The organism is Burkholderia diffusa (genome assembly GCF_001718315.1).
Lineage (GTDB): Bacteria > Pseudomonadota > Gammaproteobacteria > Burkholderiales > Burkholderiaceae > Burkholderia > Burkholderia diffusa_B.
The window spans coordinates 900,066-918,816 of sequence record NZ_CP013363.1 but is presented as its reverse complement, the minus strand read 5'-3'; the positions used below and the strand labels follow the sequence as shown (position 1 = coordinate 918,816).

Genomic DNA, 18,751 nt, shown 5'->3' with positions numbered 1-18,751 from the left:
ACAACGCATCGGCCCCCTGTCCGCAGACTTATCGGGAATACCCCAAGGATGTTCGTTCGAATGCAGATTCGCGTTGACCGGATTCGAATTCGAACATAGGATGCTCGAAAATGATCAGTCGTCAGATAACATTGAGCTTCGACGGCGACTGAATGTTCGATCGAATGCAGACGCTCTGGTAGAAATCAGGTGAAACAGCCGCCCGTCAAGATCGGACATCGTACAAACATGACCGCATAAGCCGCCCCGGCCGGGCGACTTGCATGGATCAGGAGACAGCAGTGAAAACAGTCAAGGCGTTGCGCTGGTGGATCATCGTGCTGGTATGTCTCGGCACGATTCTCAACTACCTCGCGCGAAATTCCCTCGCGGTGCTCGCACCGGAGCTGAAGCACGTGTTCGCGATCTCGACGCAGCAGTACTCTTACATCGTCGGGGCGTTCCAGATCGGCTATACGATCATGCAGCCGGTCTGCGGGTTCATCGTGGACCTGATCGGCCTGCGGCTCGGATTCGCGCTGTTCGCGATGCTGTGGTCGGTAGTCGGCGTCGCGCACGGCTTCGCATCGGGCTGGCTGTCGCTCGGCATCCTGCGCGGCTTGCTCGGGCTGTTCGAGGCCGCCGCGATTCCGTCAGGGATGAAGGCCGTCGCCGAATGGTTTCCGGATCGAGAGAAATCCGTCGCGGTCGGCTACTTCAATGCGGGAACATCGCTCGGCGCCGCGATCGCACCGCCGTTGGTCGTGTTCCTGTCGATGCGGTTCGGCTGGCAGTCCGCATTCATGGTCACCGGCGCGCTCGGCTTCGCGTGGGCCGCGCTGTGGTACACGCAGTACCGGTCGCCGGCCGATCATCCGCGCATCACGTCGCAGGAGCGCACGCTGATCCGCGACGGCCAGGCCACGATGCCGGCCGTGTCGAAGCGCCGGATTCGCGACGTCGTTACCGCGCGCCGCTTCTGGGCGATCGCGCTGCCGCGCTTCTTCGCGGAACCCGCGTGGCAGACCTTCAGTTTCTGGATCCCGCTGTACCTCGCGACCGAACGCCACATGGCGCTCGCGCAGATCGCCGTGTTCGCGTGGATGCCGTTTCTCGCGGCCGACCTCGGCGGCATTGCCGGCGGCTACCTGTCGCCCTACCTCGCGAAACGGTTCAAGCTGCCGCTCGTGTGGTCGCGTGTCGCCGGCGTCGCGCTTGGCGCAGTGCTGATGCTGGGGCCGGCGATGATCGGGCTCGTGTCGTCGCCGTACACGGCCATCGGCCTGTTCTGCGTCGGCGGCTTCGCGCACCAGATGATCTCCGCGCTCGTCAACACGCTGTCGGCCGACGTGTTCGATCCCGAGGAAGTCGGCACCGCCAGCGGCTTCGCGGGGATGGCCGCATGGATCGGCGGGCTCGGCTTCTCGCTGCTGGTCGGCGCGCTCGCCGACAAGATCGGCTACGCACCGCTGTTCGCGTGCCTCGGCCTGTTCGACATCATCGGCGTCACGTTGCTCGCGGTGCTGATCCGCGGACAGTCGAAGCAGGAACGCCTGCTCGCGCAACACGCCTGACCGCCGTTTTCACCAGGAATCGCCTTCATGACCTCGCTTCTTCATCCGCCCGTGTTCCGCGTCGCCGACCGGCAGGCGAACCGCGTGCTGCTCGCGTCCGACGCGGGCGCGACCCTCGAGATCTTCGTGCTCGAGGACGACATCGTGCGCGTGCGCGTGCTGCCCGACGCGACGCCGCGCAACCTTCGCACCTGGACGATCGCGCCGGGCCTCGACGACGTGCCGCTCGAAGGGCGCGACCGGCTCGACCTGAGCGGCTTCGCGCTGCCGGCCTACGACTTTGTCGAAGACGGGGGCGGCGTGCGCATCGAAACCGAGCGGATCCGCCTCACGGTAAACCGGCAAGGCGGCCACTGCACGTGGTCGATGCGCGGCGCCGACGACACGTGGCGCGTCGTGCTCGCCGACCGTGCGACGCAGGCGTACAACTTCGGTTGGTGGGACGATCGCGCCTATCACTACGTCGCGCGCGAGCGCGGCGACAAGGTGTTCGGCCTCGGCGAACGCGCGGGCGACCTCGACCGCACCGGCGCGCGCTTCGAGATGCGCAACATCGACGCGATGGGTTACAGCGCGAAGCACACGGACCCGCTCTACAAACACATTCCGTTCTACGTCACGTGGTCGCCGGACACATGCCAGGGCTTCGGGCTGTTCTATGACACGCTGTCGGATTGCGCGTTCGACATGGGCCGCGAACTCGACAACTACCACGGGCTGTACCGCTACTTCGTCGCCGAGCACGGCGACCTCGACTACTACTTCATCGCGTCGCCCGACACGCCGCTCGCGGCGGCGCGGCGCTTCACGTGGCTTACCGGGCGCCCGGCCCGCACGCCGAAATGGGGACTCGGCTATTCGGGCTCGACGATGAGCTACACCGACGCGCCGGACGCGCAGCGGCAGATGAACCAGTTCGTCGAGCAGTGCGAATCGCACGACATTCTGTGCGATTCGTTTCACCTGTCGTCGGGCTATACGTCGATCGGCGCGAAGCGCTACGTGTTCAACTGGAACCGCGAGAAGTTTCCCGATGCGAAGGGTTTCGTGAAGCACTACCGCGACCACGGCATCCGCCTGTGCGCGAACATCAAGCCATGCCTGCTGCGCGACCACCCGGCGTTCGACGACGCCGCGCGGCGCGGGCTGCTGATCCGTTCGGCGTCCGGCGAACCGGCATGGGTGCAGTTCTGGGACGAGGTCGGCGCGTATCTCGACTTCACTCAACCGGACACGTACCGCTGGTGGCGCGAGCAGGTCACGTCGGCGCTGCTCGACTATGGAATCGAGTCGACGTGGAACGACAACAACGAATACGAAATCTGGTCGCCCGACGCGATCGCGCACGGCTTCGGCCAGCCGTTTCCCGCACGCGACGCGAAGGTGCTGCAGACGATGTTGATGATGCGCGCGTCGCGCGACGCGCAGCGCGCGCATGCGCCTGCACGGCGGCCATTCCTCGTGTCGCGCTCCGGCGGCGCCGGCATGCAGCGTTACGTGCAGACCTGGTCCGGCGACAACTACACGTCGTGGGAAACGCTGCGCTACAACCTCAGGATGGGCCTCGGGCTCGCGTTGTCGGGCGTGTCGAACATCGGTCACGACATCGGCGGCTTCTCCGGCCCCGCGCCGTCGCCCGAACTGCTGCTGCGCTGGGTGCAGTTCGGCATCTTCATGCCGCGCTTCAGCATCCATTCGTGGAATGACGACGGCACCGTCAACGAACCGTGGATGTATCCGGAGATCACCGCGCGAATCGCGTCGCTGATCAAGCAGCGTTACCGGCTGCTGCCTTACCTCTATCACCTGCTGTGGCTGTCGACCACGCGCTACGAGCCCGTGCTGCGGCCGACCTTCGGCGACTTCCCCGGCGACCCGCGCTGCTACGACGAATGCGACGACATGATGCTCGGCGACGCGCTGCTGGTCGCGCCGGTCGTCGAGCCCGGCCGCACGGAGCGCGCGGTCTACTTGCCGTCCGGCGCGCGCTGGCTGTGCTGCACGAGCGCGCGGTCGTTCGACGGCGGCGCGAACGTGACGCTGCCCGCGCCGCTCGACACGCCGGTGATGCTGTTGCGCGAGGGCCGCGTGCTGCCGCTGAACGTGGCCGAACAGCGGTTCGGCGCACGTGCGGACATGCGCGGCTTCCTCGTCGCGCCGCGCATCGAGGACGGCGTTGCGTACGGCGAGTGCGTTGAGGACGACGGCGAAACGGAAGCGTGGCGCGACGGCGAATACGGGCTGTGGCGCATCGAGACCGGGCGCGCGGCGTCGGGCGAACTCGGCGTGTCGGTCCGCTGGGACGGCCGCATGAACCGCCCTGCCGAGCGCGTCGAGATCCTGCTGCCGGCGTCGCTGCAAGGCACGCTTGCCGTGCGCGGTGCGCGTATCGAACACGATGCGCGGGACGGTGCATGGCGCCGCATCGTCGTGGCACTCGGCGACTGACCGCGCAAACACGAGAAAACACCGAACCCTCGGATCGGGCGGGCCGCGCACACGACTCGCCCTTCGCCAAAGAGGAGGCCGATCAGCCTCCCGCCCCTTGAGACTTGGAGATCGTCAATGAAGGCATCGCATCACTACTCTGCAATCCTAATTTTATCGGTCGCGTCGCTCGGCGCTTCCGCCGCCCATGCGCAGAGCAGCGTGACGCTGTACGGCGTGGTCGACGATTCGATCGCGTACGTGAACAACCAGCAAGGTCACTCGAACGTGTACATGCGCGACGGCAACCTGTATGCGTCGAAGTTCGGGCTGCGCGGCGACGAGGATCTCGGCGGCGGCACGCACGCGATCTTCGACCTGCAATCCGGCTTCAACCTGAACACCGGCGCGCAAGCCTCCGCCGGCACGATCTTCAACCGCCAGGCCTTCGTCGGGCTGCGCAACGATCATTACGGCACGGTGACGGCCGGCCGCCAGTACACGCCGTACTTCCTGCTGGTCGGCCCGTACGCGTCGAGCAGCTGGCTGACCGGCGCGACGGGCGCGCATCCGGGCGACATCGACGGGCTCGACACGACGATCCGCGTCAACAATTCCGTCACCTATACGTCGCCGACATTCTCCGGGCTGACCGCGAGCGCAATGTACGCGTTCGGCGGCATCGCGGGCGCGACCGGCAAGGGCAACACGTTCAGCGCCGCGCTGCGCTATGCGAACGGGCCGGTCGGGATCGCGGCAGGCTACCTGCGCATCAACAGCTCGGGCTCGTCGGCAGGCTTCCTGAATCCGGCGACCGCGGCGTCGGGCAGCTTCGCGGTGTCCGTGCTGAACCAGGGCTACCTGACCGCGAAGGCCATCGAACAGGTCGCGGCCGCCGGCAACTACACGCTCGGCAACCTGACGATGGGCCTCAACTACTCGAACGTGAAGTATTTGCCCGGCAACGGCTCCGCGTTCACGGACACGGCCGTGTTCAACACCTACGGCGCGCTCGCCGCGTATCGCTTCACGCCGACCTTCTCGGTGGCCGGCGCGTTCGCGTACACGCTCGCGTCGAAGGCGAACGGTGTGTCGGACGCGGCCCGTTATCAGCAGTATTCGCTGAAGGAGTCGTACAGCCTGTCTAAGCGCACGACGCTCTATGTGCTGCAGGCGTACACGCATTCGAGCGGGCGGACGCTCGGCGCGCTGGGAGCCGGCCATATCGTCGACGCGGCGCCGATCGTCGGCGATTCGCAGCAACTCACCCCTTCGACGACGCACGGGCAGTTCGTCGGCATGGCCGGGATCGCCGTGACGTTCTGAACCCGCACGGCTGCGCATCGCCTGCCTGAGCCCCGGACGATCCGGCATCGTCGGGGGCGTTTTACGTTCGACGTGCCGCTCTCTCGCACGCAGCGCGCAGCGTGCGGGTTTTCGTGATCGCCCCAATACCTTACAATTCGTCAGGTTTATCCCTGCTGCATATCCCTTCTTGCAGTCCTGACACCGCGGTACACTCGACGCACGCCGTATCAGGGTCCGACGCGCGACACGCGCGCCGGGCGGCGTCGCGCCTCGTTGCGCCCACAACTGGATGCCAGCCATGCCGGATTCCCGTTCCTCGCCCCGCACGACATTCAAGCCGCAGGTCGTGCTGCCCGCGCTTGCGGTCATCGGTGCACTGCTCGTCGTGTGCGCGCTGCACCCGAACGAAGCAGGCGCACTCTTCTCCTCCGGCCAGCAATGGGTCGTCGCTCGCTTCGACTGGTTCTACGTGCTCGCCGTCACCACGTTCCTCGTGTTTCTCGTGCTGATCGCGGCGAGCGACTTCGGCAACATCCGGCTCGGCCCCGACGACGCCGAGCCCGAGTTCAGCTTCCTGTCGTGGACGGCCATGCTGTTCGCGGCGGGCATGGGCATCGGCCTCATGTACTTCGGCGTCGGCGAGCCGATGCAGCACTTCCTGAAGCCGCCGACCGTCGACCCCGGCACGCCCGCCGCCGCACGCGAGGCGATGCTGATGACCTTCTTCCACTGGGGCTTTCATGCGTGGGCGATCTACGGGCTGATGGGGCTCGTGCTCGCATACTTCGGATTCCGCTACAACCTGCCGTTGACGCTGCGCTCCGGGCTGTACCCGGTGTTGCGCGAGCGCGTGAACGGCTGGATCGGCCACGCGGTCGACGCGTTCGCGCTGGTCGGCACGGTTGCGGGCATCGCCACGACGCTCGGCTACGGCGTGATGCAGTTGAGCGCGGGCCTGCATACGGTCGCCGGCTGGGATACGAGCGGCAACGCGTTCCGCATCGGGCTCGTCGTGATCGTCGTGATCCTGGCCGGCGCATCGGCCGCGAGCGGTCTCGACAAGGGCGTGCGGCGACTGTCCGAGCTGAACCTGCTGCTGGCGTTCCTGTTGCTCGCGTTCGTGGTCGTCGCGGGCCCGACGTCGTTCCTGCTGCGCGCGCTCGGCGACAACATCGGCCAGTACCTGTCGAATCTCGTCGACCTGTCGTTCCGCACCTATGCGTATGCGCCGCCGCGCGAGGAAGGCTGGTTCGGCGGCTGGACGATCCTCTACTGGGCATGGTGGGTATCGTGGTCGCCATTCGTCGGCATGTTCATCGCACGCATCTCGCGCGGCCGAACGATCCGCCAGTTCGTGATCGGCGTGTTGCTCGTGCCGACCGCATTCAATCTCGTGTGGATGACCGTGTTCGGCAACAGCGCGATCTGGCTCGACACGCACGGCGCGGCCGGCGCGCTCGCGCAAACGGCCGGCAGTGTCGATGCGTTGCTGTTCCGTTTCTTCGATTTCCTGCCGCTGCCCCAGTTGCTGTCGATCGTCGCGATCGTGCTGATCGCGGTGTTCTTCGTCACGTCCGCCGATTCCGGCGCATTCGTGATCGACCAGATCGCGACGCGCGGCACCGCGCATTCGCCGGTCTGGCAGCGGCTGTTCTGGGCTGCGCTGCTGGGCGTGACGGCAGCCGTGCTGCTGGTCGCGGGCGGGCTCGGCGCGCTGCAGGCGATGACGTTGATTGCCGCACTGCCGGTCGCGTTGATCATGCTCGCGCTCTGCTACGGGCTGTGGCGCGGGCTCGCGGCAGATCGCGCGCACTATTCGCAGGACGTCGCGCCCGCGACGAGCTTCTGGACCGGTCAGCACTGGCGCCATCGCCTGACCCACATCCTGCGGCAAACGACCGAGGCCGACGCTCGCCAGTTCGTCGCGGAAACCGTCGAGCCCGCGCTGCGCAAGGTCGCGGACGAACTGCGGGCGGGCGGTGTCGACGCGCACGTGCAGCGCGACAGCGACGATGCGGTACGCCTGACCGTGCCGACCGCGGAACACCGCGATTTCGTCTACGGCGCGCGCGTGACGGCGAAGTCCGCGGCAGCCTTCCTGGTACGCGAAGCGGCCGAGCCGGAGTCCGAGCGTCCGCACGTGTACGGCATCGTCACGTTCTTCGAGGACGGCCGGCTCGGCTACGACGTCGAATACCTGCGCGGCGACGAACTGATCGCCGATGTACTGCGTCAATACGAACGTTATGTATCGCTCGCGGCCGACCAGCGTACGCATCTGCTGAGCCGCGCGCCGGGACACGCAACGGAGGCCGAATGAACCCGTCCGCTGCGTGCATTGCGTCGAGCCGACACGCGGCACCCGACGGAGGCGTGCCATGAGCAGCCTCCTGAACGATCGCACCGGCGACTTCATCGCGCTCGCAACGCTCGCGGTGCTTTACCTCGGCGGCGTCGGCCTCGCGCTGTGGCGGATCCGCACCGCCGCCCCGCGCGGCAAGCTCTACTGGATCGTCTGCATCGCGCTGCTGGCCGGCGGCGCGATCGCAATCGCCGCCAACCTGTCGCCCATGCCGAACAGCGGCGAGATGCCGCCCGGTTTCGCACTCGGCGCCGAGGCGGTGCTGCTCGGGCTCGTGCTCGTGGCGGCCGGCTGCGCCTGGCTGATGTTGCGAGCGAGGCGCGACTGATGCCTGCCTTGTGCACGATGCCGCTGCCTTGTCATGCATGAACGGCAACGCACATGCACAACAACGGGCTGCGGCCCTTTTCCTGATGCATCAGGCAGACGGCGCCCGCGCGGTGACGAGCCAGCATGCCGCTTCGAAGCACAGGTTCGCGCCCTGCACGTAGCGCTCGAACGCAGCGCGAACCGTATCGACCACCCGCCGGCGCGTCGCGTCGTCCACCTGGCGAAGCGCGAGCCCGACCGGCCCCAACCGCGCGATGTAGTCGTCCAGTGCGGGTACCGGCAATGCGCACGCGATATCGATCGCCTCGATCGCAATGTCGGCCCAGCCGCTGTCCGACAATACCGACGCGATCCGGCGCCGGTCGCCGAACGCGAATTGTCCCGGCGCTCCCGGCTGCCGCACCGGCAGGGCCGGCAGCAATGGCGCCGCGACGCGCTCGGCGGTCGTCATGAACGGATTGTCGGCGGCGTCGCGCCATGCGACGAATCGCAATTGCGCGTTCGGGCGTGCCGCGTGCCGCAGGTTCGCGAAGGCCTGCACCGGATCGTCGAAGAACATCACGCCGAAGCGCGACACGATCAGGTCGAACCGGTCCGGCGCGAACGCATGCGTCTGCGCATCGGCATGCACGAAGTCGGCGTCAACGCCCTCGCGTTCGGCGCGCGCCTGCGCCGCGGCAATCATTTGCGCCGAAATATCCAGGCCCGTGCAGTGCGCGTGCGCGCCAAGCCGGCGCGCGATCGCGAGCGTCACCGCGCCGGTGCCGCAGCCGACGTCGAGCACGCTGCTCGCGGACGCCGCTACCGCCCCATTCGCTAGCAATGCCTCGAACGGCTCGAACATCCGGTCGAGTGAGCGCTGCGCGTCGACCCATGCCAGTCCAGACGGGCCGTTCCATAGCGCAGACTGCGCTTCGTTTGCCCGGTTTCCTTCCATCGTCGATGCTCCTTTTGTCCGCGTGGTTGAACGTGAACCGGACTATGCTGCTTCAAGCCGGCTTGAGGTCAAGGCCGCGAACGCGGCACGACTCGCGCGCGCTGGCCATCGCACCTGCCCTTCACATTTCTTACATTCACGTTCCGTATCGTTGACGGCTTTCCTACGGTGCCTCCCATGCGACGACTCCTCTCCCGCGCGCGGCTCGTGCGCTGCGCTCCGCTTGTTGCTCTCGCGGCGCTGTCCGCGTGTTCGAATCACATCGATACGCCCGCCGACCCGGCCAGTGCCGCGATCAACGTTCAGGCCGCGTGGGTCGAGATCGGCGATGCGAACCAGGCGGTCGCGCGCGTGGTCACGAACTACAGCCCCGCGTCCGCGAGCGATCCGGTGTGTCCGCAACTGTCCGTCGACGGCAAGCTGTCGCGCATGACGCTGCGCGCCGGCGCCGCGACCGTCGCGCAACGGCCGACGGCGAGCGCCCCGGCCGACTCGAAACCGTCGAGCTTCCCGGTGTCGGTCTGCGAAGCGACGCTGCCGACCGATGCCCGGACGGCGAGCGTCGCGGGCCGCGCGCTGCCGCTGCCGAAAGCGCAGCCGCAGCGCATCGCGATCATCGCCGACACCGGCTGCCGGATGAAGAAGGCCGACAACGCATGGCAGGCATGCAACGACGCGACGGTCTGGCCGTTCGACACGATCGCGGCGAGCGTCGCGAAGCTGTCGCCGGACCTCGTGCTGCACGTCGGCGACTATCACTACCGCGAAAACGCGTGCCCGCCCGACATCGCCGGCTGCAAGGACAGCCCGTGGGGCTACGGCTGGGATACGTGGCAGGCCGACCTGTTCCGCCCCGCCGCACCGCTGTTCGCGAAGGCGCCGTGGATCGTCGTGCGCGGCAACCACGAGGAATGCGCGCGGGCCGGCCAGGGCTGGTACCGCTTCCTCGATCCGCGCCCGTATTCGGCGGCCCGTTCGTGCGACGATCCGGCCAACGACGACGACGCGAACTATTCGGATCCCTATGCGGTATCGCTCGGCGGCGGCACGCAGGTGATCGTGTTCGACACTGCGAAGGTCGGACGCAATCCGCTGAAGACAACCGACGCGCAGTTCCGCATCTATCAGAAGCAGTTTCAGACGGTCGCGTCGCTTGCGTCGAAAGCCGGCATCTCGACGACGATCTTCACGAACCACCACCCGATCCTCGCGTTCGCGCCGATCGCCGGCAGCACGCCCGCGCCGGGAAACCTGGCGCTGCAGTCGGTGATGGCGAGCCTGAACGCGCAGGCGTACTACCCGCCCGGCGTCAACGTCGCGCTGCACGGGCACGTGCACGACTTCCAGGCGATCAACTTCTCGTCCGGGCATCCGGCGACGATCGTGTCCGGCAACGGCGGCGACAACCTCGACGTCGCACTGCCCGATCCGTTCCCGGCCGGTCTGACACCCGCGCCGGGCGCCGTGATCGAACGGCTATCGCACAACAACAGCTTTGGTTTCCTGATCATGGAGCGGCGCGCGGCACCGGCGACGGGCTGGGTGTTCCATGCATATTCGGCGGCCGGCAAGCTGCTCGCGTCGTGCGACCAGTCGGGCAACACGCTCGCATGCGACAAGACGGGGTTCATCGCACCGTGAGCGACGAAGTTCAATTGCAGGAGGATCCGGCGGATCCGACCAGCAGCAGGAAACGGATGGCCGGATCGCGGTGGCGGACGGTTTCGTCGGCGACCGCTGCCGGGCCTCTGACTTCCCCTTCGATTACGGTCGGCGACGGCAGCGGCAGCGGCAGCGGCAGCGGCAGCGGCAGCCGGACGATACGCGTACTTGCCGTCGCCCTGCTCGGCGGCGCGGCGCTCGTGGGCCATGCCGCGCCGTCAGAGACGATCCTGCTTCCCGGTGCGCCGCCGTCGCGCGTCGTCGGCACGATCGGCAACGGGACGCCGCAGGTGACCGGCAAAGTCGACGCGGCGGCCGCCCGTTTCGCGCCCGACCCGACGCTGGTCGCGTTGGGCCGCCGGATCTTCTTCGATCTGCGGCTGTCCGAGCCGCGCGGCATGTCGTGCGCGGGCTGCCACGATCCGGGGCGCGCGTTCGCGCCGACATTGTCGGCCGCTTCGCTCGCAGGGCCGGGCGTGCCGGAAGGCAGCCGCCACGGGCGCTTCAGCCAGCGCAACGCGCCGTCGCTGCTCTACGTGCGCTACGTGCCGCGCCGCCACTTCTACCAGGACGACGACGCTCCCGCGCCATCGCCGTTCGGCGGCCTCTTCAGCGACGGCCGCGCGGACACGCTCGCCGAACAGATCCGCGGTCCGTTGTTCGACCCGAACGAGATGAACAACCTCGCGCCGGCCGCGCTGCTGCGCAAGGTGAACGGCACCGAACTGGCGGACGCTCTCGCCGCGCGCTTCGGCGCATCGGTGCGGCGCGACCCGGAGCAACTGGTGCACGCGCTGGGCTCGGCCGTCGAAGCCTATCTGCAGAGCGACGACATGGCGCCGTTCACGTCGCGCTTCGACGCGTACCTGCGCGCGCGCAAGCCGCTCGCGCCGGCCGAGATGCGCGGCCTGGCGTTGTTCCGCAATCCCGACAAGGGCAACTGCATGAGTTGCCATACGCTGTCGGAGACGTCGAGCCGGCCGGAGCGCTCGCTCTTCACCGATTTCGGCTACGACGCGATCGCTGTGCCGCGCAACCGGGCGCTGCCCGCGAATCGCGATCCGCGCCATTTCGACAATGGTCTGTGCGATACGGCTGCGCGGCTGCGCTGGCCCGAGCCGACGCAATGGTGCGGCTACCTGCGCACGCCGGGGCTGCGCAACGTCGCGATCAAGCAGACGTTCATGCACAACGGCGTGTTCACGACGCTGCGCGACGCGGTCGCGTTCTACAACACGCGCTCGACCGACCCGGGCTACTGGTATCACGGCGCCAGGACGTTCGACGACGTGCCGGCCGCCTATCGCGGCAACATCAACGTCAATTCGACGCCGATGAACCGCCGGCCGGGCACGCCGCCCGCGCTGACCGACGCGGAAATCGACGATATCGTCGCGTTTCTCGGCACGCTGACCGACGCGCGCTACGCGAATCTCGTCCCGCCCGCCGCGCCTGCCACGCCTGCCGCCCGGATGGCGGGATCGCCGACCGCCGGCACACCTGCGCCGGTGCGCTGAGCCCTGGCCGAACGGCCAGGCGCTTGCGATCGCCTCATATACTGGTTATATTTACAGTACTGTATTTATGAACAGTGAGGTGCGCGATGGAACATCTGGTCCGTATCGTCAACGACACCGATCGCCAAGTGCTGGCATGGTTGCGTGCGCAGGTCGGCGACGCCCGCGTCGAGCGCGCGGCGCGCCAGCTCGGGCATACGCGCAAGCCCTTCCCGTCGGCGGTATGCCGGTACCTGGGCATGAGCGCGCCAGCCACGCTGCGCCAAGCCGAGCGGCCGCGTGCGGCGCGCGACTTCTCGGTCGGCGATCGCTACCTGTCGCTGATCCGTCAGCACCTCGCCGCGCATGCGGTCAGCCGATGAAATCGCCGAAATCGCATCGTCGGCGCGTCGCCGCGCGGCGGCCGTCCGGGGTGAACGCGGTGTGCCGGATCAGCCGCCCCGTGCCGCCGTCACGCCCTCCGAGCCCGGTGGTCAACGCGCCGGCCCGGCCCACACCTGTCCTGCTTACGCAGCGGCCGCCGCGTCGCGTATCAGTTGCCCGAGTGTTTCGATCGCCGCTTCATGTGCCGTGTCGAACACCCGCGTGCAGGCAAGTCGGATGTATGCGTCATAGCGGTCGGAGTTCGAAAAGATCGCGCCTGGCGCGATCCTTACCCCGCGTGCCAGCGCGGCATCGAACAATGCTTCGGAACGCACGCCGTCCGGCAACGCGATCCAAAGCAGCATGCCGCCGGGCGGCCGATTCATCCGCGTGCCGGCCGGAAAATGGCGCGCGATCGCATCGATCGTCACATCGCGCTGCACGCGCAGTTGCTCGCGAAACCGGTGCAGGTGGCGATCGAACGCACCCGAGCCGACGAATTCGGCCGCGACGGCCTGCAGCAACGCGGCGTTGTGCCGGCTGTGCGCGAACTTGAGCATCTTCACGCGCGCGTGCCAGCGGCCCGCGCTCATCCAGCCGAGCCGCATCCCGGGCGCCAGCACCTTGTTGAACGACGGGCAATAGATCACCGTGCCGTCACGGTCCCATGCCTTCACGGGCTTCACTATGTGCGGCGCTTCCACGAGCTCGCGATACGGTTCGTCCTCGATCACGGCCACGCCGTGGCGCGAGCACAGCGCGACCAGCGCGGCCTTGCGCTCGTCGGGCATCACGCTGCCGAGCGGGTTCTGCAGATTCGGCACGACAACCACGGCCCGAATGTCCGGGTACGCGGTCAGCGCTACTTCGAGCGCTTCGATCGACAGCCCGGTCGTCGGGCTGGCCGGGATCTCCAGCGCACGCAGGCCGAGGCTTTCGAGCAGCTGGATCAAGCCGAAAAAGGCCGGCGATTCGATCGCGACCGTGTCGCCGGGGGGCGCCACCGCGCGAAGCGCGAGATTCACGGCATCGACGCCGCCGCTGGTCGACATCACGTCGTCGGGCGACACGGCCACGCCGTACGTCAGCGCACGCTTTGCCATCGTCTGCCGGAACTCGAGCGATCCGCCAACCGGCCCCGCGTCGGTCAGCAGCGTCGGCTTGCGCCGCAGCAACCGAATCGCCAGCGTCTGCAGGCGCTCGGCCGGATACAGCGTCGCCAGCGCGGACGCGCCGCCGAGATTCAGCGCATCGGGCATCGCATTCGCGCGATCGATCACGCGCGACACCCGTTCATGCAGTCCCGCGAACGGCGGCTCGACGCTCAGCGGCGGCCCGCCGCTTTCCGGCAACGTATCGAGCGCGGCGGCCGCGCGCCGCCGCACGAAATAGCCGGAACGCGGCCTGGCTTCGCACCAGCCCGTATCCTCGAGCCGCCGAAATGCCTGGATCGCGGTCGACAGGCTAACGCCGTGCTGTGCCATGAATGCACGCACGGACGGCATCCGGTCGCCGGGCGACAGGGTACCCGCCGCGATGATGCGGCGGTAATGCTCGGCAAGTCGTTCGTACAGCGGCTCGCCGGCCATCGGCAAAGGTGTTCGGAACGAATCGGTGATGGGCATCATGCGAGTCATCGTGCCCGCGCGCCCCAGCGCACGCCAGATACAGATTCAGGGGAAACCCACCGATACAGATGACCGAAATCGTCGCCTGCACCGCAACAGATTCCCGTCCCCTGAATCTGTCCTGCCCGCACCTGTTTCCCTAATCTGATTGCACGCTGTTGCCCGCCATCGCCGGGCCTCGCAACCGGGAAAAGGACTCGCCATGCGGACGCAAGACATCCGGCTCGACGCCGGGCAAAGCCACTTTGCGTGGTTCGACAAGGGTAGCCAGATCGTCGTGCTCGACGGCGCGCTCGCGGTCACGTTGCGTCACGGCGGGCTCGACTGGCTGCCCGATACGCCGCATTACGTTCGCCGCATGCTCGACGAAGGCGAATGCGTGACGATCGAGACGGCCGGTCACGTGGCATTGTCCGCAGGGGGTGGCAGGCCAGTCGCCGCGACCGTCGCGGAACCCGCTGCCCGGTCCAGCGTGTTCGCGACGTGGCGCGCACGGCTGCGCCGGGTGTGCGCGCAATTGCTCGGCGAGCGGCATGTGCGCGAGCAACCCTGACGCGGCGGCTCGCACCGCCGCCGGTGTCGTCATGTGATCGGCGCGTTACCCGCCTGGGCAACGAGCGCGATCTTGCCCCGGCCCCGGCACCGCGCCGGATCGACTCGGTCGGGTCGACAATTTCGATCGCGACAACTCCACCGAGCTACCGCCCCTGCCGCGCCCGCTCGATCCACTCGAACAACGCCATTCCGATCAGCATCGCGACGACGAAAGCGATGCCCTTGACCGACCCGAGTCCGATCGACACGATTGCCGGCCCAGGGCAGAACCCGGCAAGCCCCCAGCCGATGCCGAACACGGCGCTCCCGGCGACGAGGCGCACGGTAATCGTCCGCGCGGCCGGCCAATGGATCGGCAGACCGAGCAACGACCTCGTCCGACGCTTCGCCCAAGCAAACGCGAACCCGGCAACGCCGATCGCGCCGGCCATCACGAATGCAAGTGACGGATCCCAGCGGCCTGCCAGGTCGAGAAAACCGAGTACCTTCTGCGGGTTGGCCAACCCCGACACGATGAGGCCGGCGCCGAACAGCAGCCCCGCCAGAAACGCGAATCCTGCCTGCATGTCAGCCTCCGATCACGTGACGTCGCACGAATACTGTCGCAAAACCCGCGACCATGAACACCGCCGTCGCGACGATCGATCTCCCCGCACCGCGCGACAGACCGCAGACGCCGTGACCGCTCGTGCATCCGCCCGCATAGCGCGTGCCGATCCCGACCAGCAGGCCGGCCGCCAGCAGCTCGCCCCAGCCCGCATCGACCTGCGGCGCCGCGGCGGCGCCGGCGATACGCATCATCAGCGGCGCGGCGATCAGCCCGGCGACGAATGCGGCACGCCAGTCGCGCTCGGTTGCACCGGCCGTCAGCAAGCCGCCGACGATGCCGCTGATCCCGGCGATCCGCCCGTTGAACGCAACGAGCCACGCAGCCGCAAGCCCGATCAGCACACCGCCTGCAAGCGACAGCCACGGCGTGAAATGAAGCACGTCAAGCTGCATGGCGCGCCCCCTTCGCGGCCGCGCCGCAGAACTGCTCGTACAGCACGCCCATCACCGCGATCACGGCCGGGCTGTCGAGCGAATAGTGGATGTTCTTGCCTTCACGGCGCGTGCGGACCAATGCGTTGTCCCGCAACACGCCGAGCTGCTGCGACAGCGTCGGCTGGCGGATATCCAGGCGCGCCTCGAGATCGCTCACGCAGCGTTCGCCCTGCGACAGCTCGCACAGCAGCAGCAACCGGTCAGGATTGGACAGCACCTTGAGCAGCGCGCACGCCGATTCGGCAGCGGCGCGCATCTGGTCGGGCTCGGGCAGCCCGGTGGAAGAGTCGGCGTTCATGAGGGTAACGGCATTCGATTAACGAAACGATATTATATACATTTATATATCGTTGATGCATACTTTCGTTCGGTTTCGTCGAAAGACGGCACCATCGGCAATGGCCGCCCCCTGCCCACGCTATGCCTGCTCGCCGGCAATCGCGTCGGCTGCCGCCGTACGCTTCGCGCCGGCCCGCACCGCGCCGAGCACCAGCACCGCGATCCCGGCAATCACGCACGGCACCGCGACGAATGCGAATGCCGTCGACAACGGCAGCCCCATCGCTAGCATCGCGCCGCCCGCCATCGAGCCGACGACGGACCCGCCCCGGCCGATCCCGTTCGCCCAGCTCACGCCCGTGGTTCGGCATTCGGTCGGATAGAACGCGGCCGACAGCGCGTTCGCGCCGACCTGCGAGCCCGACACGCAGAACCCGGCCGCGAACACGGCCAGTGCCGCGCCCACCGGCGATGCGGCCAGCACCCCGATGGCCGCGACGAACACACCCGCCGCCGCATAGCTGCACGCGAGCACGCGCTGCGGATCGAAGCGGTCCATCAGCCAGCCGAGCACGATCGCGCCGAGCGTGCCGCCGACCTGGAACATCGCGGTCACGCGCGCGGCCGTCTGCAGCGTCGCGCCGGTCGTGCGCAACAACGTCGGCAGCCAGCTCGACAGCAGGTAGATGACGAGCAGGCTCATGAAGAAGGTCAGCCATAGCAGCAGCGTGCCGCGCAGCAGGTCGGCGGCGAACAGTCGGCCGAGCGGCGACCCGGCCGGCTTGCCGCGCGGCGCGACGAACGACGCGTGCGCGAGATGCGGGTCCGGTGCGATGCGCGCGAGCATCGCCGCGATCCGCTCGCGCGGCGCGCCGGTGTTGACGAGGTAGCGCACCGACTCCGGCAGTCGCCACGCGAGCATCGGCAGAAGCAGCAGCGGCGCGACACCGCCGACGACGAGCACCGCGCGCCAGCCGTCGCGTTCGATCAGCGACGCGGCCGCGAGCCCGCCAAGCGCGGAGCCGATCGTGAAGCCGCAGAACATCGTCGTCACGAGCAGCGAGCGCCGCCGCGCGGGGCAATACTCGGACGTCAGCGTGATCGCGTTCGGCATCGCGCCGCCGAGCCCGAGGCCGGTCACGAAGCGCCATGCGATCAGTTCGGTCAAGCCGCCCGCGCTGGCCGACGCCGCACTCGCGATACCGAAGCACGCGACACAGGCGAGCAACAGGCGCTTGCGGCCGAACCGGTCGCCGAACGGCCCGAACACGAGCTCGCCGGCCATCAGCCCGGCGAGCCCCGCGCCGAATACCGGCGCGAGCTGTGCGGGCGACAGGCCCCATTCCGAGCGAATGACGGGAGCGATGAACCCGATCGATGCCGTGTCGAAACCGTCGATTGCGACGATCAGGAAGCACAGCATGACGATCGCGGCCTGAAACGGCGCAACGCGATGCCGGTCGATCCATTCGCTGACGTCGATGGACAGCGTATCGGCCATGATGATGTCTCCTCCATGAAGGCGGTCGCGCGCGATGTCGTTGGAAGGCGCGCCGCCGGATCCGGGCTGAAGCGCGTCAGGCGACGGTCTTCAGGCAATCCTCCGCACGCCAGCCGTGCAGCCACTCGAGCGCGTCGTAGAACTGCGCCTGCGTGCGTCCGACCCAAAGCGCATTGCGCACCTGCCGCTCGACGCCCTTCGCGTGATAGATCCGCCCCATCTCGCGCGCCGAATACAGCACGCGCGCGGTGCGCGGAATCCGCACGCGTTCGTACAGCGCGAACGCGGCCTCGAAGTCGCCGTCGTGCTGCGCGACGGCCGCGCCGAGCGTCACCGCATCCTCGAGCGCCTGGCACGCGCCCTGCGCGATGTATTGCGTCATCGGATGGGCGGCGTCGCCGAGCACCGTCGCGCGGCCCGCGCTCCAGCGGTCGACCGAGTCGCGATCGGCGGTCGCCCAGCGCTTCCACGACGTCGGCCGGTCGAGCATCTGCTTCGGCAGCGGGTGAATGCCGTCGAAGTACGACAGCACCTCATCCTTGCTGCCGTCGCGCACGCCCCAGGTTTCCTGCTCGCGGCTGTGGAACGTGACGACCAGGTTGTATTGCCGTCCGCCGCGCAGCGGGTAGTGGACGAGATGGCAATGCGGGCCGGCCCAGACGACCGGCGCATTGATCTGCAGATCCGTCGGCATGTTGTCGACGTCGACGACCGCGCGGTACACGACGTGTCCCGTCACGCGATGCGCATCGCCGATCAGCGTCTGCCGGATCGCGGACTTCACGCCGTCGCAGCCGATCACCGCGTCCGCGCGATAACGCTCGCCGTGCTGGTCGATCACGGTCACGCCGTTGCCGTCCTGCTCGAACCCGCACACCTGCGTGCTGGTCCGGAATTCGATCAGCGGATGATCCTTGACCGCCTCGTAGATCGACAGGTGGATGTCCGCGCGATGGATCACCGCATACGGGTTGCCGAAGCGTTCGCGATATGCGGCGCCCGTATCGATGCACGCGACTTCCCGCGCATCGACCGCATCCATCAGTTGCAGCCGGTCGGTGAACACCGCGCGGCCGCGCGCGGCCTCGCCTACGCCCAGTGCGTCGAGCGCATTGAACGCATTCGCGGCGAGCTGGATGCCCGCGCCGATCTCGCCGATTTGCGCGGCTTGCTCGAGCAGCCTCACGCGAATGCCCTGGCGCGCGAGCGCCAGCGCCGTCGCGAGCCCGCCGATGCCGCCGCCGATCACGAGTACGCGTCGGCCCATATTGTTTGTCTCGCCCAT

General features: G+C 67.9%; 16 protein-coding genes. 9 read left to right on the top strand and 7 right to left on the bottom strand.

The window, feature by feature from the left end; all coding sequences use genetic code 11:
* The first annotated feature begins 281 nt into the window (after nt 1-281).
* From WI26_RS19545 to WI26_RS19525, 5 genes are all read left to right on the top strand, one after another.
* Entirely contained in the window at nt 282-1,553 is a 1,272-nt protein-coding gene (locus WI26_RS19545; RefSeq protein ID WP_059595398.1) for an MFS transporter, read from the top strand.
* Nucleotides 1,554-1,580: 27 nt separating this feature from the next.
* Nucleotides 1,581-4,001, top strand: a complete 2,421-nt coding sequence (locus WI26_RS19540; RefSeq protein ID WP_069226877.1) for a glycoside hydrolase family 31 protein — start codon at nt 1,581-1,583, stop codon at nt 3,999-4,001.
* A 117-nt stretch (nt 4,002-4,118) separates the two neighbouring features.
* Nucleotides 4,119-5,306 carry a porin gene (locus tag WI26_RS19535; RefSeq protein WP_069226876.1) on the top strand — a complete coding sequence of 396 codons (1,188 nt, stop codon included), beginning with the start codon at nt 4,119-4,121 and terminating at the stop codon, nt 5,304-5,306.
* Between the two features lie 280 nt (nt 5,307-5,586).
* Nucleotides 5,587-7,608, top strand: a complete 2,022-nt coding sequence (locus WI26_RS19530) for a BCCT family transporter (RefSeq protein ID WP_059510245.1) — start codon at nt 5,587-5,589, stop codon at nt 7,606-7,608.
* 58 nt (nt 7,609-7,666) lie between these two features.
* Nucleotides 7,667-7,978, top strand: coding sequence for a hypothetical protein (locus WI26_RS19525; protein WP_069226875.1), 312 nt, complete (start codon nt 7,667-7,669; stop codon nt 7,976-7,978).
* Between the two features lie 90 nt (nt 7,979-8,068).
* Here WI26_RS19525 and WI26_RS19520 read toward each other — a convergent pair whose 3' ends face one another.
* A complete protein-coding gene (locus WI26_RS19520) occupies nt 8,069-8,917 on the bottom strand; it encodes a class I SAM-dependent methyltransferase (RefSeq protein WP_069226874.1) in 849 nt (282 codons plus the stop codon).
* A gap of 177 nt (nt 8,918-9,094) precedes the next feature.
* On the opposite strand from WI26_RS19520, the gene WI26_RS19515 reads away from it, so the two are divergent.
* The 3 genes from WI26_RS19515 to WI26_RS19505 all read left to right on the top strand — a co-directional run bounded on the left by WI26_RS19515 (nt 9,095) and on the right by WI26_RS19505 (nt 12,458).
* Nucleotides 9,095-10,558 (top strand): metallophosphoesterase family protein, encoded by a 1,464-nt coding sequence (locus WI26_RS19515; protein WP_069226873.1) that lies wholly within the window; start codon nt 9,095-9,097, stop codon nt 10,556-10,558.
* Nucleotides 10,559-10,758: 200 nt separating this feature from the next.
* The gene (locus WI26_RS19510) at nt 10,759-12,096 is read left to right on the top strand and encodes a cytochrome c peroxidase (RefSeq protein WP_155768826.1); all 1,338 of its coding nucleotides are present in this window, start codon (nt 10,759-10,761) and stop codon (nt 12,094-12,096) included.
* Between the two features lie 86 nt (nt 12,097-12,182).
* Nucleotides 12,183-12,458: a hypothetical protein gene (locus WI26_RS19505; RefSeq protein WP_057928306.1), complete on the top strand. Its 276-nt coding sequence runs from the start codon at nt 12,183-12,185 to the stop codon at nt 12,456-12,458.
* 144 nt (nt 12,459-12,602) lie between these two features.
* Here WI26_RS19505 and WI26_RS19500 read toward each other — a convergent pair whose 3' ends face one another.
* Nucleotides 12,603-14,096, bottom strand: a complete 1,494-nt coding sequence (locus WI26_RS19500; protein WP_069226872.1) for a PLP-dependent aminotransferase family protein — start codon at nt 14,094-14,096, stop codon at nt 12,603-12,605.
* A 193-nt stretch (nt 14,097-14,289) separates the two neighbouring features.
* On the opposite strand from WI26_RS19500, the gene WI26_RS19495 reads away from it, so the two are divergent.
* Nucleotides 14,290-14,640 (top strand): hypothetical protein, encoded by a 351-nt coding sequence (locus WI26_RS19495; RefSeq protein ID WP_059539503.1) that lies wholly within the window; start codon nt 14,290-14,292, stop codon nt 14,638-14,640.
* A 145-nt stretch (nt 14,641-14,785) separates the two neighbouring features.
* Here the strand turns inward: WI26_RS19495 and WI26_RS19490 are convergent, their stop codons facing one another.
* The 5 genes from WI26_RS19490 to WI26_RS19470 form a co-directional block, all read right to left on the bottom strand.
* The gene (locus WI26_RS19490) at nt 14,786-15,208 is read right to left on the bottom strand and encodes a DUF6691 family protein (protein ID WP_059466270.1); all 423 of its coding nucleotides are present in this window, start codon (nt 15,206-15,208) and stop codon (nt 14,786-14,788) included.
* Nucleotide 15,209: 1 nt separating this feature from the next.
* On the bottom strand, nt 15,210-15,644 hold the full coding sequence (locus tag WI26_RS19485) for a YeeE/YedE family protein (RefSeq protein WP_069226871.1): 435 nt from the start codon (nt 15,642-15,644) through the stop codon (nt 15,210-15,212).
* Nucleotides 15,634-15,984, bottom strand: coding sequence for an ArsR/SmtB family transcription factor (locus tag WI26_RS19480; protein ID WP_059510240.1), 351 nt, complete (start codon nt 15,982-15,984; stop codon nt 15,634-15,636). Before WI26_RS19480 ends, WI26_RS19485 begins: the two co-directional genes overlap by 11 nt.
* A 120-nt stretch (nt 15,985-16,104) precedes the next feature.
* Nucleotides 16,105-17,466 carry an MFS transporter gene (locus WI26_RS19475; protein ID WP_069226870.1) on the bottom strand — a complete coding sequence of 454 codons (1,362 nt, stop codon included), beginning with the start codon at nt 17,464-17,466 and terminating at the stop codon, nt 16,105-16,107.
* A gap of 76 nt (nt 17,467-17,542) precedes the next feature.
* The gene (locus WI26_RS19470) at nt 17,543-18,751 is read right to left on the bottom strand and encodes a 3-hydroxybenzoate 6-monooxygenase (protein WP_069227791.1); all 1,209 of its coding nucleotides are present in this window, start codon (nt 18,749-18,751) and stop codon (nt 17,543-17,545) included.

Excerpts from the sequence above, each read along its gene's own strand:
- WI26_RS19540 (WP_069226877.1), top strand. The coding sequence starts at position 1,581 with ATGACCTCGCTTCTTCATCCGCCCGTGTTCCGCGTCGCCGACCGGCAG.
- WI26_RS19535 (WP_069226876.1), top strand. The coding sequence starts at position 4,119 with ATGAAGGCATCGCATCACTACTCTGCAATCCTAATTTTATCGGTCGCG.
- WI26_RS19530 (WP_059510245.1), top strand. The coding sequence starts at position 5,587 with ATGCCGGATTCCCGTTCCTCGCCCCGCACGACATTCAAGCCGCAGGTC.
- WI26_RS19525 (WP_069226875.1), top strand. The coding sequence starts at position 7,667 with ATGAGCAGCCTCCTGAACGATCGCACCGGCGACTTCATCGCGCTCGCA.
- WI26_RS19520 (WP_069226874.1), bottom strand. The coding sequence starts at position 8,917 with ATGGAAGGAAACCGGGCAAACGAAGCGCAGTCTGCGCTATGGAACGGC.
- WI26_RS19515 (WP_069226873.1), top strand. The coding sequence starts at position 9,095 with ATGCGACGACTCCTCTCCCGCGCGCGGCTCGTGCGCTGCGCTCCGCTT.
- WI26_RS19505 (WP_057928306.1), top strand. The coding sequence starts at position 12,183 with ATGGAACATCTGGTCCGTATCGTCAACGACACCGATCGCCAAGTGCTG.
- WI26_RS19500 (WP_069226872.1), bottom strand. The coding sequence starts at position 14,096 with ATGACTCGCATGATGCCCATCACCGATTCGTTCCGAACACCTTTGCCG.
- WI26_RS19495 (WP_059539503.1), top strand. The coding sequence starts at position 14,290 with ATGCGGACGCAAGACATCCGGCTCGACGCCGGGCAAAGCCACTTTGCG.
- WI26_RS19490 (WP_059466270.1), bottom strand. The coding sequence starts at position 15,208 with ATGCAGGCAGGATTCGCGTTTCTGGCGGGGCTGCTGTTCGGCGCCGGC.
- WI26_RS19485 (WP_069226871.1), bottom strand. The coding sequence starts at position 15,644 with ATGCAGCTTGACGTGCTTCATTTCACGCCGTGGCTGTCGCTTGCAGGC.
- WI26_RS19480 (WP_059510240.1), bottom strand. The coding sequence starts at position 15,984 with ATGAACGCCGACTCTTCCACCGGGCTGCCCGAGCCCGACCAGATGCGC.
- WI26_RS19475 (WP_069226870.1), bottom strand. The coding sequence starts at position 17,466 with ATGGCCGATACGCTGTCCATCGACGTCAGCGAATGGATCGACCGGCAT.
- WI26_RS19470 (WP_069227791.1), bottom strand. The coding sequence starts at position 18,751 with ATGGGCGAGACAAACAATATGGGCCGACGCGTACTCGTGATCGGCGGC.